We start from the raw sequence: 11,887 nt of genomic DNA on the forward strand, positions 1-11,887 counted from the left end.
AAGAGTATGTAAACGCGGCCCCGGAGACGGGGCCGCTGGCGGTTAGAAGGACATTTTCACCGTGAACTGCACTTCGCGCGGGTCGCCAATCTGGTTGCCCAGGTTGTTGCTGGCGATGGACGAGGTGTAGTAGGTCTTGTCGAACAGGTTTTTGACGTTCACCTGAAGCGTGACCGGATATTGCAGCTTCATCTTATAGGCCGCAAAGATGTCAGCCACTGCGTAACCCGGCAGGTAGTAATCCGCGCCGTTGGTGCCAGAACGACGACTCAACGCGTGGCCGCCGCCGCCGAGGGTCAGAGTGTTGCTGTCGTAGACGTTGTTGATATCATAGGTCAGGAACAGTGAACCGGTATGGCGCGGGACGTTTGGTAGCGGTTTGCCTGCGTAGTCTGGGTCGTCAATCACCTTCGCATCGGTGTAGCCGTAGCTGGCAATCACATTCAGATTGTCGGTAAGCGAGCCCGCAACATCCACTTCAATCCCGCGAGAACGTACTTTACCCGCCGTTTTAGCGTAGGTTTCGTCGCCGATAGTCTCGGTATACAGCACGTTGCGTTTATGAATATCGAAGAAGGTGATATTCGACGTTACGCCGTTGAAGAGATCAAACTTCGCGCCCATCTCATACGCCGTGGACTCTTCCGGCGGCAGGTCGCCGATGTAGCTGGCAATGGATGACTGCGGCATAAACGACTGCGCCACGTTACCAAACAGCGAGACGTTTGGCGTCAGCTTATAAACCATACCGAACTTCGGCGTCAGCTTCTCATCCTGGCTATCGGTATTGGCATTAAATGGACGACCTTTGCCCGCATACTGGGTGTAATACTGGTAGCGAGCCCCGGCGACGGCAATCCATTTATCGGTCAGGTAGAGCGCATCCTGCACGTAGGTCGCGTAAGTTTCCTGTTGAATACGCTGGTCGCTGTCGGCGGCCGAAACGCTGGTACATTTGCTGAGCGAGCCGTAAACCGGATCATAAATATTAAAGCCATTTTTGACGTTTTTGCAGCGGATCATGTCGGTACGCAGCAGGTCATAGTTCTCATAGGCGATGCCGGTCAGCAGCTCGTTATAGAAGCCACCAATCACCACGTTGCCCTGCAGGTCGGCACGGGTGGAGTGCATACGCTGGGTCGAACCCTGAGTGGCATCGACGCGGCGGGTCAGGTTGCCCGTTTTCGAGTCGTAAGCCATGACGCGCGCCTGGTTATCGCTATACATGTCCTGACTAAAGCTATAGTCGAAACGCGCGGTCCACTGGCTGTTCAGGCGGTATTCCGCGTTGAGCTGCGCCAGGTCGGAGTTACCGTCGGTGACATTGAACGGCTCGTCAAAACGCTCCTTGCGGGAGACGTTCACCGCATGCCCGGTATCAAGATCGAAAATGGTGCCGCGATCGAATGGCGTATTGTAGTTACGATGTGACCAGGAGAGATTCACCGTCGCATCGTCGCCAAACCACGTCAGGGAAGGGGCAATAAAGCTGCTGCGCGATTTGCCGAAGTTACGCCAGTAATCTTCATTCTGATATTCGCCAATCAGGCGATACGCCAGTCGGGTGCCTTCAATAGGACCAGTGACATCGATCTGCCCGGTGCCGCCGCCAAAGCTGCTGGAGGTGGCCGAAATGTCGCCGGAAAAGGTGCGCTCCGGACGTTTGGTCACGACGTTAATCAGGCCGCCTGGGTCCAGAATCCCGTAGAGGGTTGAGGCTGGCCCTTTGAGGACCTCAACGCGCGAGGTGGCCGCGTTAAAGCTGCGGGGCAGTACGGTACGCAGACCGTTGGTCATAATAGATCCATCGCGGTTCGCGCCAAAACCACGGCGGGTAAAGGCATCCTGAGTGCCGCCGAGAGTGTTGGTTTGTACGACGTTCGCGACGTTATACAGCGCTTCATCAAGCGACGTCGCGTGCTGGTCTTCCAGCACTTTGTCGCTCACCGTGTTCACCACCTGCGGAATATCCAACAGCGGCATAGAGGTGAGCGTAGCGGTAGAGCTGCTGATTGGCTGATAACCGTCGGTGACGGTCTCATCGGCCTGCGCGGTGGTGCCAATCACCGTCATGGCTTCTTCTTTTTTCGCCGTATCCCCACTTGTCGTGTTTTCGGCCGCCATCAGCGAAGGGGAGGCAACTGCCCCCAGAAAAAGCAGTGAAAAAAGTGCGCGTCCGGACGTTCCCGTGAACGTCGGGAGTAATTGTTTCATCTCTCTGTTTCCCATAAAAAAACCGCCGAAGGATGGCAGTCAAAATTGATAAAAATCATTGCCCTGAATAGCGAAAATCATCCGTTCACACCGCCAGGTGGTGTTCAGGATGTGTAATTGAGAATCATTCAAACATGCAAAAATGTAGTAGTAAATGCAGTTGGTGATAAATTTATCAGCGGCAGTAAAAGGGCTGTTACAAGACGTGGGGAATCAGGAGTGGTGTTCATAATTTATTGAATTTAAATAATATTAATAATTTTCGTCAGATGCTAAAACCACGAGATCTCACTAAGGCCTTATGAAGTGAAGTGTTAATGTAGCGATCTTGACTACTACATTACGACATTGCATGATCAAAAGAGAATGAGATTTATTTATAGTGCAGAACGATACCACGTCGTTGCCGCCGGAGAGAAAGAAACATGCCACAGCGGCAAAATACCCCGCAGGAACGCGGAATTGTGCTGGAGTCCCTTTGTGCTGGATATGGCAATCAGCGCATCGTTGATAACATCAATCTGACGCTACCCGTCGGTAAAATGACGGTATTGGCGGGGGCCAACGGTTCTGGCAAATCTACCTTACTCAACACTATCGCGCGGATGCTGAAACCGTTGGGAGGCTGCGTGCGCCTTGATGGTCGCGATATTCATCAGCAGCCGACCAAACAGGTGGCGCGCCAGCTAGGCCTGCTGCCACAATCGCCGCTGACCCCGGAAGGGCTCACTGTGTTTGAACTGGTCTCGCGCGGGCGCTATCCGTGGCAGGGGCTGATTCGTCAATGGTCGCCGGAAGATGAAGCTGCGGTCGAGACGGCGCTGCGCCTGACCGGTACGCTGGAGTTTGCCCATTTGCCGGTCGACAGTCTGTCCGGCGGCCAGCGTCAGCGCTGCTGGATAGCCATGGCGCTGGCGCAACAAACGCCGACCATTCTGCTGGATGAACCGACCACCTGGCTTGATTTACGCTATCAGGTTGAAATTCTCGAACTGCTCCAGCAACTCACGCGCGAGCATGGGCGCACCGTGGTGACGGTGCTGCATGACCTTAACTTTGCGGTGAACTACGCCGATACGCTGATTTTCATGAAGCAGGGACGTATTGCCAGCATCGTGGATGAGACGTCCCCTTGTACGGCGGAAATCATCAAACAGGTTTTTGATGTCGATGTACTGATGCTGCCTAACCCGCAAACCGGTAAACCGCTGTTCATGCCATTCTGCGCGCGCCCGGAGCAGGTCTGATGGTAACGCAAAGTCTCATTCAACGGCCGCACCGCATGCGCCCGCTGGGGGCGCTGCTGCTGGTGAGCAGCCTGCTGTGTATAGGCGCGATTATCCACCTGGGGCTCGGCGCGCGGACCATTGCGCCGCGCGTAGTGGTGGAAGCGTTACTGCACTACGACCCGCGCAACTTCGATCACCGCATTATCGTCAACCTGCGTCTGACGCGTCTTCTGGCGGCGTTGCTGACCGGCGCGGCGCTTGGGGCGGCGGGTCTGCTGCTGCAAACCGTTATCCGTAATCCACTGGGCGAGCCGCATATTCTTGGCCTTAACGCCGGAGCCACGCTTGCCGTGGTGGTGTGTTCTGCCGCCGGGATAACCGTCGGTGTGAGCCGACCCCTGGCGGCCGCTTTAGGCGCGGCAGCGCTGTTTGGTCTGGTAATGATGCTGGCTTCCGCGGGGCGTGCTGGTGCGACGGCAATGAAAATCACGCTTTGCGGCGTGGCGCTTTCGGCTTTTGCGTCAGCCATCACCGCCTCCATTTTGATCCTTGACGAACAGACATTACAGGCCATGCGCACCTGGCTTGCGGGCGATCTCTCCGGTATTAGCCTGACCACCTTACAGATAGCCTCTATTCCGACGTTGCTGGGCATACTTCTGGCGGGAATCCTCGCGCCCCGACTCAATATCCTGGCCCTGGGCGACCGGGTCGCCAGCGGTCTTGGTGTCTCGGTGGCGCGCACGCGCGTACTCGGGGTTATCGCTATCGCTCTGCTGTGCGGGGCGGCGGTCTCCGTTGCGGGGCCGATTGGTTTTATCGGCCTGGTGGTGCCGCACGTGATTCGCCGCTGGGCGGGGCAGGATATTCGCACTGGGCTGCTGCTGGCGCTACCGACCGGTGCGCTATTGCTTTTATCCGCGGATATTCTTGCTCGTTGGCTGCTGGTGCCACAGGAGTTGGCAACCGGAGTGATGACCGCCATGGTGGGTGCGCCGGTGTTTATTGCGATTGCGGTGAGGTTCTTTAAATGACGCGAGTAGTCACCCGCGCGGGGTTTCGCGCCGTCGCGCTTGGCCCGTTACGCATTCTGCTGCGTCTACGGTTGCTGAAAATCGCCGCCGCGTTGCTGGTCGTTATTGTGCTGCTGCTGGTTTTTGGCGTCACGCGAGGTTCGCTGCCGATTCCCACCGGCGCAATCGGTCGGGCGCTGTTTATGCCAGAGGCGTTAAGCGCGCAGCAGGTGTTTATCGTCCGTGATATTCGTTTGCCGCGGCTGCTGATGGCTATCTTCTGCGGCGGGATGCTCGGACTTGCCGGGGCGGCAATGCAGTCGATAACCCGCAATGGTCTGGCTGACCCTGGATTAATTGGCGTGAAAGAGGGGACCAGCGTGGTTGTGCTGACGCTGATCCTCGCATTCCCCGCCGTCAGCCTTGCCTGGCGGCCGCTGGCGGGGATGCTCGGCGGTGTGCTGGTGGCGCTGCTGGTCATCGTGCTGGCCCGTGACCTTTCGCGCCCGCGCTTTATTCTGATTGGTATTGGCGTGTCGTGGGCGCTCTCGGCGGCGATGGGGCTCTTTATCACTACCGCCGATATTCGCGATGTACAAACGGCGATGACCTGGCTTGCGGGTAGCCTGCACGCCGCGACCTGGCCGCTGCTGGCAGTCGCCATGGCGTGGGCACTGCCGGCCGTGGTGATTCTTTATCTGACCGCTCGGGCGGCGGACGTTGCGCTGATGGGCAATCAGGTTGCCAACGGGTTGGGCGTGCGATTATCGCGCCTGACGATGCTGCGATTTATCGCACCGGTGCTACTGACGGCGGCGAGCGTTTCCTGCGTCGGCAGTCTGGGTTTTGTCGGCCTGATGGCCCCGCATATGGCGCGCTTTATGCTGCGCGGCGGCCAGGTGGCGCTGCTGACCGGCAGCGCGTTGATTGGCGCGTTACTGGTCCTGCTGACCGATACCATCGGGCGTCTAGCCTTTGCACCGCTACAAATTCCGGCAGGGATCATCATTTCTCTGATTGGCTGCCCTTTCTTTATTTTACTGCTGTGGCGTCGCCGCGACGCCTTGTGAGGTTCAGGATGACCCTTCGTGGGCTGATGTCTTTGTTGTGCCTGTGTAGCGTTTCCGCGTTCGCGCAAACGCACCCGTTTACCGACGATCTGGGCCGCGTGGTTCAGGTTCCCGATAATCCTAAACGCATTGTTTCGATGCACGATCTCGATATTACCATTCCACTGATTGAGCTTGGCGTGCCGCCGGTTGCCAGTCACGGACGAACCCGTCCGGATGGCAGCCACTACCTGCGCTCCAGCGCGATGCTGACCGGCGTTGATTTTGACAACAGCGATATCAAGTTTATCGGCACCGCCGATATCGATCTCGAAGCGGTGGCGGCGGCTAAGCCCGACCTGATCATTACCGAACCCAACCGCAACGTACCCATAGAGCAGTTGGCGAAAATCGCGCCGACGGTCAGCATTGACCATCTGTTGGGCAGTGCACCGCGCATTTACGGCAAACTGGCTGAGCTGACCGGAACGCAGGCACGGCTGGCTATTCTCAACCGCCGCTATCAGACGCAAATCGAGCAGCTCAAACAGACCATCGATACCCATAAAATCACCGTCTCGGTGATTCAGGCCAATAACGGCAAGGTCACTGTGCATCACGCCTATCATTCGTTGGGGCGCGTGCTGCGCGATGCGGGCTTCCGCTTTCCGCCGCTGATTGAAGGCATTCCTGACGGCCAGCGCATCGACGTAAGCGCTGAACAATTGCCGGAGCTGGACGCCGATTTCCTGTTTGCTACCTGGCGCTCGGATACCGGCGGCAAGCCGCAGGATGAGCTCAACGATATGGAAAAAGTGATGCCGGGCTGGTGTGATTTTATGCGGGCCTGCCGCACCGGGCATTACATTTTGCTGCCGCGCGATGAGGTGATCTCTAACTCTTATGCTTCGTTAAATCTGCTGGTGGCGGAGGTGCAGTCGCAAATTGCCGGGCGTCCTTTGCCTAAGGAATCGAAATGAGCCAGACGTTGATCCGTAAAGAGAAACGCCGGGTCGACCTGTTTGGTGAACGCCTACGCAGCCGCACCAGCCAGCTTTCACCGCGGCTGCTGGCCGTCGCGCACTGGATAGACGATAACCGTGAAGCGGTGCTCGATCATACGGCAATGGAAATCGCTGCCGCGACGCAAACCTCCGATGCCACCGTAGTTCGGGCTATTCAGGCGTTAGGCTTTGCGGGCCTGCGTGACCTCAAGCAGACCATGCAGCACTGGTTTGGTCCGACCATCACCTCGTCGGAAAAAATGGCCTCGACGGTCGGGGCGTTGACCAGTGATGTGAATTCAAGCATCGATTTTGTGCTGGAAGGGCATCAGCGTGCCTGTGAAATGCTCGCCAGCACCAGCAACCGCGCGGCGATAGCCCAGGCGGTGGCGCTGCTTGGCGATGCGCGGCAGGTGGCGCTGTTTGGCATTGGTGCGTCGGGGATTTTGACCGAGTACACCGCGAGACTGTTCAGTCGTATTGGTTTGCCGTCCTGCGTACTTAACCGCACTGGTTTTAGCCTGGCCGAGCAGATTATTTCGTTACAGCGCGGCGACGTGCTGATTATGATGGGGCAAAAATCGCCGCACCGGGAAGGGCTGACGACGCTGCGTGAGGCTGAGCGATTGGGGATTCCGACGATTTTGCTCACTCAGGCTACCGATTCGCGCTTTAGCGATATGGCGCAGGTGGTGATCCACGTTCCACGCGGAGAGAATGGGCGGGTACCGTTGCACGGAACGGTGATGGTGTGTCTGGAGATGTTGGTGCTGTCGGTGGCGTCCACCCATTCTCAGCGTACGCTGCGGTCGATGAAGCGGATTAACGATTTGCATAAGGCGATTGGGAAGTCTGGGGGGCGGAAAGGGGGGTAGTGCCTGACATATGCCAGTTTGGTGCGGCTGTTCCGTTCACTTTTCACTGGGTGGAATATGAAGTTCCATCACCGGTGAACGGGCCAAGGGGTGCGGCCGCGCACCCCTTGCGCGCTCCCTGCGCCCGTGCAGTTTATATGGCTAGCGCCGGAAGGGAGCGCAACCGTGCACAATATGCGAGAAAACCCTCCCCTTAAAGAATCACCGCCGACAAATTTGCGTACAAGAGACAACGTTCAACAACCTCAACCATTAACCAGTTGCTTTTCTGCCGAATAATCATCACGCTACCAAAAAGGCCGACCATCTGAGGAGAGAGACATGAACGCACTGCCCGCGGTAGCGGTACTGGGTTTAGGCGCAATGGGGCACGCATTTGCCGCCAACCTGCTGAAAAAAGGCTTCACGGTATACGGCTGGAACCGCACGCCGGGACGCGGCGATGACCTGGTCTCAGAAGGGCTGGTTCAGCGTGAAACTGCCGCGCAGGCGGTGAGCGACGCACAGGTGATTATCGCCATGCTCACCGACGGAGACGCCACGCTGGCGGCAATCCGCGCAATTGCGCCATTCTGCCCACAGAATGCGACTTTCTGCCAGATGGGCACCATCGGCATTCAGGAAACGGCCGACGCTATCGCGCTGCTCGAAACACTTCGCCCCGATATGCTCTACCTTGATGCGCCCGTTTCCGGCACTAAAGCTCCGGCGGAAAACGCCCAGATTCTGGTGATGGCCAGCGGTGACCAACAGCGTGCGGGTGCAGCCCAGCAGGTCTTCGATGCCATTTCTCGCGGTACGCAGTGGTACGGCGACGCAGGTAACAGCCAGAAGATGAAGCTGGTCATTAATGCCTGGCTGATCTCAATGATGCAGGGGGTCGCCGAAAGCATGCAGCTAGCCAAACAGTTTGGCTTCACGCCGGGACAACTGTGGGAAACGCTGGACGGCGGGCCGCTGGCTGCGCCGTACGTGAAGGGTAAGCTTGAGATGATCCGCAAAGAAGACTACACCCCACAAATGCAGCTTCAGCATGCGCTGAAGGATGCGCGTCTGGCGCTGGCAAACGCCCCGCAGGGCACCATGCCGATGATGAGCGAGATAGTCGACATGTGGTCGCAGGCTTCACAGGGTGGGCTGGCCGAGCAGGATCTGGCGGCGGTTTATACCTGGCTTGATAACTCGCGCAAGGCGTAAATAAGCAGGGAGATGAAGCATGGAGTGGCTACGCCAGCGCATTGAACATCAGGTGCTTGGCCTGACGGGGATGGCGCTCAACGAAATTGATTTTGAGCACCCAGCAGGCGAACCGGGGCTGTTTGGCCCGCAGTCGGCTATCTGGCCGGTGCATGGCGACTTCACCTCTATGCTGTGCGGCGGCATCAGCGCATTACTTTTGCAGATGCTGCATCCGCTGGCGCTGGCTGGCGTGTGGGACCATTCCTCCTTTCGCGAGGATATCTTTGGCCGCCTGCGCCGCACCAGCCAGTTTATTTCCGCCACGACGTTCGCCACCGAACCTGATGCTGAGCGGTTGATTGCCAAAGTGAAAGCTATTCACGAGCGGATAAGCGGCATCGACGTCGACGGCACGCCGTACGCTGCCAGCGATCCTGATTTGCTCACCTGGGTTCACATCGCCGAATGCAGCTCGTTTATGGCCTCTCATCTGCGCTATCGCCGGGTGGTGGTGAGCCCGGCAAGACAGACCCAATATTTTATTGAGTCCGCGAGTATCGCCGAGCGTCTGGGCGCGCGTAACGTACCGAAAACGCCGCAGGCGGTAGCCGATTACCTGCAGAACATGCGGCCTCAACTGCGCTGCGATGAGCGCACGCAGGAGGTGGCTCGCGTGCTGATGACCACTCGGCTGCCGGGAAGGATGGCGCAGCCCGCGGGCGCTATTTTGATGAAAGCTGGGATAGACCTGCTGCCGGATTGGGCGCAGGAGATGCTAAATCTCCGTTTGAGCCCGTTAGAACAGCGCATTGTGCGCGGTGGGGTTCACACTATTGCGGCGGTACTGCGCCGTTCAGTGCGTAACGGCGCTTACCACTGCGCGATGCGCCGGGTCAGTTCATCGGCATAAAAATCCGGGACGTTGCTTTGTCGAATGGCGATGGCAACCTGCTGGACATCGTAATTCACCGTTTTTATGGTGAGCGAGAGCGCTCCTTCCTGAACGTCTCCAGATAGCCAACTCGCCGGCGGTTGGCCCGGTTTGATGCGCCCAACGGCGCCGGGATTGGCGAACACCAGCGGCCTGCCTTCTGGCGTATTAACGGTTCTGACGTGGGCGAAATGGGTATGCCCGCAAATCAGCGCATCAACGGTTTGTAGCTGCGGGAAGGCTAGCAGCGTGTTCGCGGGGGTATCGGCGTAGAGGTATTCCGACAACGAACGTGGGCTCGCATGTACCAGCAAAATGCGCCGCGGTTGCTCCAGCAGTATCGACGCGGGAAGCGACCGCAGCCAGCGGCGGTTTTCCGCTGTGATCGTCCGTTTGCTTAGCGCAATGGCGTCGGCGCGGGCGTCACGTTCCTCGGGGCTGTGCTTTGCCATCGGCGTTACGGGTTCGTTGCCGGCAATGCGCTGGTCGTGATTACCGCGCAAAACTGGTATCTGACGCTCGCGCAGCAGCGCAATCACTTCGTTGGGCCAGGGGGCAAAATCGACCACGTCACCCAGGCAATAAATGCGGGTAATACCGTGGCGGTCAATATCAGCAAGCACGGCGTTGAGCGCCGGTAGATTGGCGTGAACATCGCTAAAAATGGCAAAACGGCTACACATGGTATTCATCCAGCAACCTCTAAGATGCCTTTAGCATCGGCGTTCCGGCACCCATGTTCAATTCTTTATCCTGAGTTTATTATTAGATAAAACCTAACAATCAGGAGCCGTCATGGAGCTTCGGCATCTCCGTTATTTTCTTGAAGTCGCGAATACCCTGCATTTTGGCGCGGCGGCGCAGACGCTGGATATAGCTGTGCCGACGCTCTCCGTGCAGATAGCCCAATTAGAACGAGAACTGGGTACGCCGCTGTTTGTGCGCACTCAGCGACGTGTAGCGCTTACGCAGGCGGGGGAAATGCTTCGCGATGAAGCAGAAGCCACAATCCGCCAGGCCGAGCAGGCAAAGGCGAGGGTACAGAGCGTGGCGCGGGGCGAGCAGGGGTATCTACGCGTTGGGTACGTTTCATCGACGCTGATGTCTGGCGTGCTCGGCACGCTGTTTACTCGTTATCGTAAGCGTTATCCCGATGTCACCGTGACCGTCAGTGAAATAGCGATGGAGGGCATGGCGTCACTGCTGGTTGCGGGAAAGCTCGACGTGGCGCTGGTCCGTGGCCCGATAGCGCTACCCGCGGAAGTGGCGCACCGGGTATTGCATCATGACTATTTCTGTCTGGCGTTAAGCGATAACCACCCGCTGTCTGCCGTGCATGAGGCGATTCGCCCGGAGAGTCTGAGTCAGCAAACGTTTATTTTGCCTGAGCAGCGCTCCGGAACGCTGGAGGTGGCGCGACGCGGTGGTTTCACTCTGGAGCGCACGCAAAGGGCGGGAAGTCTGACCGAAGTGCTGGCGCAGGTTTTACTGGGTAACGGCGTGGCGGTTGTTCCGGCAATATTGTCGCAGACGGTGAGTCTGCCGGGCATCTGTTACCGGGATATAGCCGGGGAGGAGATTGCCTCGGTATTGTGGTTACTGCATCGAAAGCGCGAGCGTATGGCGGTGATTACAAATCTGCTGGCGCTGACGAAAGAAGTTGATAATAAGTGACGTTGTCACATTTTAAAGTCAGTTGTAGCCCGGCCGAGCGCAGCGACGCCGGGACAGGCTCCCGACGAACATAAAAAAACCGACCATCAGGCCGGTTTTTCATTAGATTTTGCAGGCATCGCCGCAATCATCGTCGGCAACAATCGCCTGCGCTTTCTTGTCTGCATCATCAAGACGCTCCGCGTTACGCTCTTGTGCTTCTTCCAGTCCGTCAAAGACCAGATTATCGAGATCAATTTCCATCGCTCACCTGTGCTCACTCTGTTCTACAATTGTCACAGTATATTGCAAAAATGTTGATTGATGTACCCGCATCTGGACCCGCACGCGTATTCAGCACGATCCGCTCGTGATGAAAAAAGAGAGAGATGGCTGAAGTGTGACGGCGCGCAACAGGAATGCGCACGCAGTGTTCAAAAAGTAACTGATAACAGGCGAATACTGGAAACAGTAGAGCATATAGCCTTGAAAACGAGTATCAGACCGGAGGGATATGCAATGCAACAACAGGATCAACAAACGTTAATGAGTTTTGATTTCTTGGCCCGCAGTTTTGCCCAAATGCAGTCGCGAGGCCGCCCTGTCGATATTTGCGCGGTAACCGGCAATATGAACGAGCAGCAGAGAATATGGTTCTGTGCGCGGTATGAGTACTACCGAACACAGGCAGAAAGCGCAAAGCAGCAGGTAGTTGAAGTGTATTAATCGTTAACGGGCCG

Annotated in this window: 12 protein-coding genes; 9 read left to right on the forward strand and 3 right to left on the reverse strand. The window is 57.3% G+C overall.

Annotated elements, in window-relative coordinates:
- Positions 1-42: 42 nt before the first annotated feature.
- A complete protein-coding gene (locus RDN66_RS00515; RefSeq protein ID WP_035895814.1) occupies positions 43-2,124 on the reverse strand; it encodes a TonB-dependent siderophore receptor in 2,082 nt (693 codons plus the stop codon).
- A 515-nt stretch (positions 2,125-2,639) separates the two neighbouring features.
- Between RDN66_RS00515 and RDN66_RS00520 the strand changes: the two genes are divergently transcribed.
- From RDN66_RS00520 to RDN66_RS00550, 7 genes are all read left to right on the forward strand, one after another.
- A complete protein-coding gene (locus tag RDN66_RS00520) occupies positions 2,640-3,461 on the forward strand; it encodes an ABC transporter ATP-binding protein (protein WP_202215814.1) in 822 nt (273 codons plus the stop codon).
- The gene (locus RDN66_RS00525) at positions 3,461-4,477 is read left to right on the forward strand and encodes an iron ABC transporter permease (protein WP_202215813.1); all 1,017 of its coding nucleotides are present in this window, start codon (positions 3,461-3,463) and stop codon (positions 4,475-4,477) included. Before RDN66_RS00520 ends, RDN66_RS00525 begins: the two co-directional genes overlap by 1 nt.
- A complete protein-coding gene (locus tag RDN66_RS00530) occupies positions 4,474-5,526 on the forward strand; it encodes an iron ABC transporter permease (protein ID WP_202215812.1) in 1,053 nt (350 codons plus the stop codon). The genes RDN66_RS00525 and RDN66_RS00530 overlap by 4 nt, the downstream gene beginning before the upstream one ends.
- 8 nt (positions 5,527-5,534) lie before the next feature.
- Complete coding sequence (locus RDN66_RS00535) at positions 5,535-6,485, forward strand: iron-siderophore ABC transporter substrate-binding protein (RefSeq protein WP_202215811.1); 951 nt, start codon at positions 5,535-5,537, stop codon at positions 6,483-6,485.
- Entirely contained in the window at positions 6,482-7,384 is a 903-nt protein-coding gene (locus RDN66_RS00540; protein WP_123650454.1) for a MurR/RpiR family transcriptional regulator, read from the forward strand. Before RDN66_RS00535 ends, RDN66_RS00540 begins: the two co-directional genes overlap by 4 nt.
- A 321-nt stretch (positions 7,385-7,705) precedes the next feature.
- Positions 7,706-8,581 carry an NAD(P)-dependent oxidoreductase gene (locus RDN66_RS00545; protein ID WP_202215810.1) on the forward strand — a complete coding sequence of 292 codons (876 nt, stop codon included), beginning with the start codon at positions 7,706-7,708 and terminating at the stop codon, positions 8,579-8,581.
- A gap of 19 nt (positions 8,582-8,600) precedes the next feature.
- Complete coding sequence (locus RDN66_RS00550; protein WP_308537446.1) at positions 8,601-9,473, forward strand: oxygenase MpaB family protein; 873 nt, start codon at positions 8,601-8,603, stop codon at positions 9,471-9,473.
- Here the strand turns inward: RDN66_RS00550 and RDN66_RS00555 are convergent.
- Positions 9,434-10,186: a metallophosphoesterase gene (locus tag RDN66_RS00555; protein WP_202215808.1), complete on the reverse strand. Its 753-nt coding sequence runs from the start codon at positions 10,184-10,186 to the stop codon at positions 9,434-9,436. The genes RDN66_RS00550 and RDN66_RS00555 overlap by 40 nt on opposite strands.
- 103 nt (positions 10,187-10,289) lie before the next feature.
- Here RDN66_RS00555 and RDN66_RS00560 point away from each other — a divergent pair, with 103 nt between their 5' ends.
- Positions 10,290-11,168, forward strand: a complete 879-nt coding sequence (locus RDN66_RS00560; RefSeq protein ID WP_035896156.1) for a LysR family transcriptional regulator — start codon at positions 10,290-10,292, stop codon at positions 11,166-11,168.
- A 102-nt stretch (positions 11,169-11,270) separates the two neighbouring features.
- Here RDN66_RS00560 and RDN66_RS00565 read toward each other — a convergent pair whose 3' ends face one another.
- Positions 11,271-11,411: a hypothetical protein gene (locus RDN66_RS00565; protein ID WP_112205122.1), complete on the reverse strand. Its 141-nt coding sequence runs from the start codon at positions 11,409-11,411 to the stop codon at positions 11,271-11,273.
- A gap of 255 nt (positions 11,412-11,666) precedes the next feature.
- Between RDN66_RS00565 and RDN66_RS00570 the strand changes: the two genes are divergently transcribed.
- Positions 11,667-11,873 (forward strand): hypothetical protein, encoded by a 207-nt coding sequence (locus tag RDN66_RS00570; RefSeq protein ID WP_035896157.1) that lies wholly within the window; start codon positions 11,667-11,669, stop codon positions 11,871-11,873.
- Positions 11,874-11,887: the final 14 nt, after the last annotated feature.

Source organism: uncultured Kluyvera sp. (genome assembly GCF_902485085.1).
GTDB lineage: Bacteria > Pseudomonadota > Gammaproteobacteria > Enterobacterales > Enterobacteriaceae > Kluyvera > Kluyvera ascorbata.

Coding starts and splice junctions, on each gene's coding strand:
- RDN66_RS00535 (WP_202215811.1), top strand. CDS start 5,535: ATGACCCTTCGTGGGCTGATGTCTTTGTTGTGCCTGTGTAGCGTTTCC.
- RDN66_RS00530 (WP_202215812.1), top strand. CDS start 4,474: ATGACGCGAGTAGTCACCCGCGCGGGGTTTCGCGCCGTCGCGCTTGGC.
- RDN66_RS00570 (WP_035896157.1), top strand. CDS start 11,667: ATGCAACAACAGGATCAACAAACGTTAATGAGTTTTGATTTCTTGGCC.
- RDN66_RS00515 (WP_035895814.1), bottom strand. CDS start 2,124: ATGGCGGCCGAAAACACGACAAGTGGGGATACGGCGAAAAAAGAAGAA.
- RDN66_RS00540 (WP_123650454.1), top strand. CDS start 6,482: ATGAGCCAGACGTTGATCCGTAAAGAGAAACGCCGGGTCGACCTGTTT.
- RDN66_RS00560 (WP_035896156.1), top strand. CDS start 10,290: ATGGAGCTTCGGCATCTCCGTTATTTTCTTGAAGTCGCGAATACCCTG.
- RDN66_RS00520 (WP_202215814.1), top strand. CDS start 2,640: ATGCCACAGCGGCAAAATACCCCGCAGGAACGCGGAATTGTGCTGGAG.
- RDN66_RS00545 (WP_202215810.1), top strand. CDS start 7,706: ATGAACGCACTGCCCGCGGTAGCGGTACTGGGTTTAGGCGCAATGGGG.
- RDN66_RS00555 (WP_202215808.1), bottom strand. CDS start 10,186: ATGAATACCATGTGTAGCCGTTTTGCCATTTTTAGCGATGTTCACGCC.
- RDN66_RS00550 (WP_308537446.1), top strand. CDS start 8,601: ATGGAGTGGCTACGCCAGCGCATTGAACATCAGGTGCTTGGCCTGACG.
- RDN66_RS00525 (WP_202215813.1), top strand. CDS start 3,461: ATGGTAACGCAAAGTCTCATTCAACGGCCGCACCGCATGCGCCCGCTG.
- RDN66_RS00565 (WP_112205122.1), bottom strand. CDS start 11,411: ATGGAAATTGATCTCGATAATCTGGTCTTTGACGGACTGGAAGAAGCA.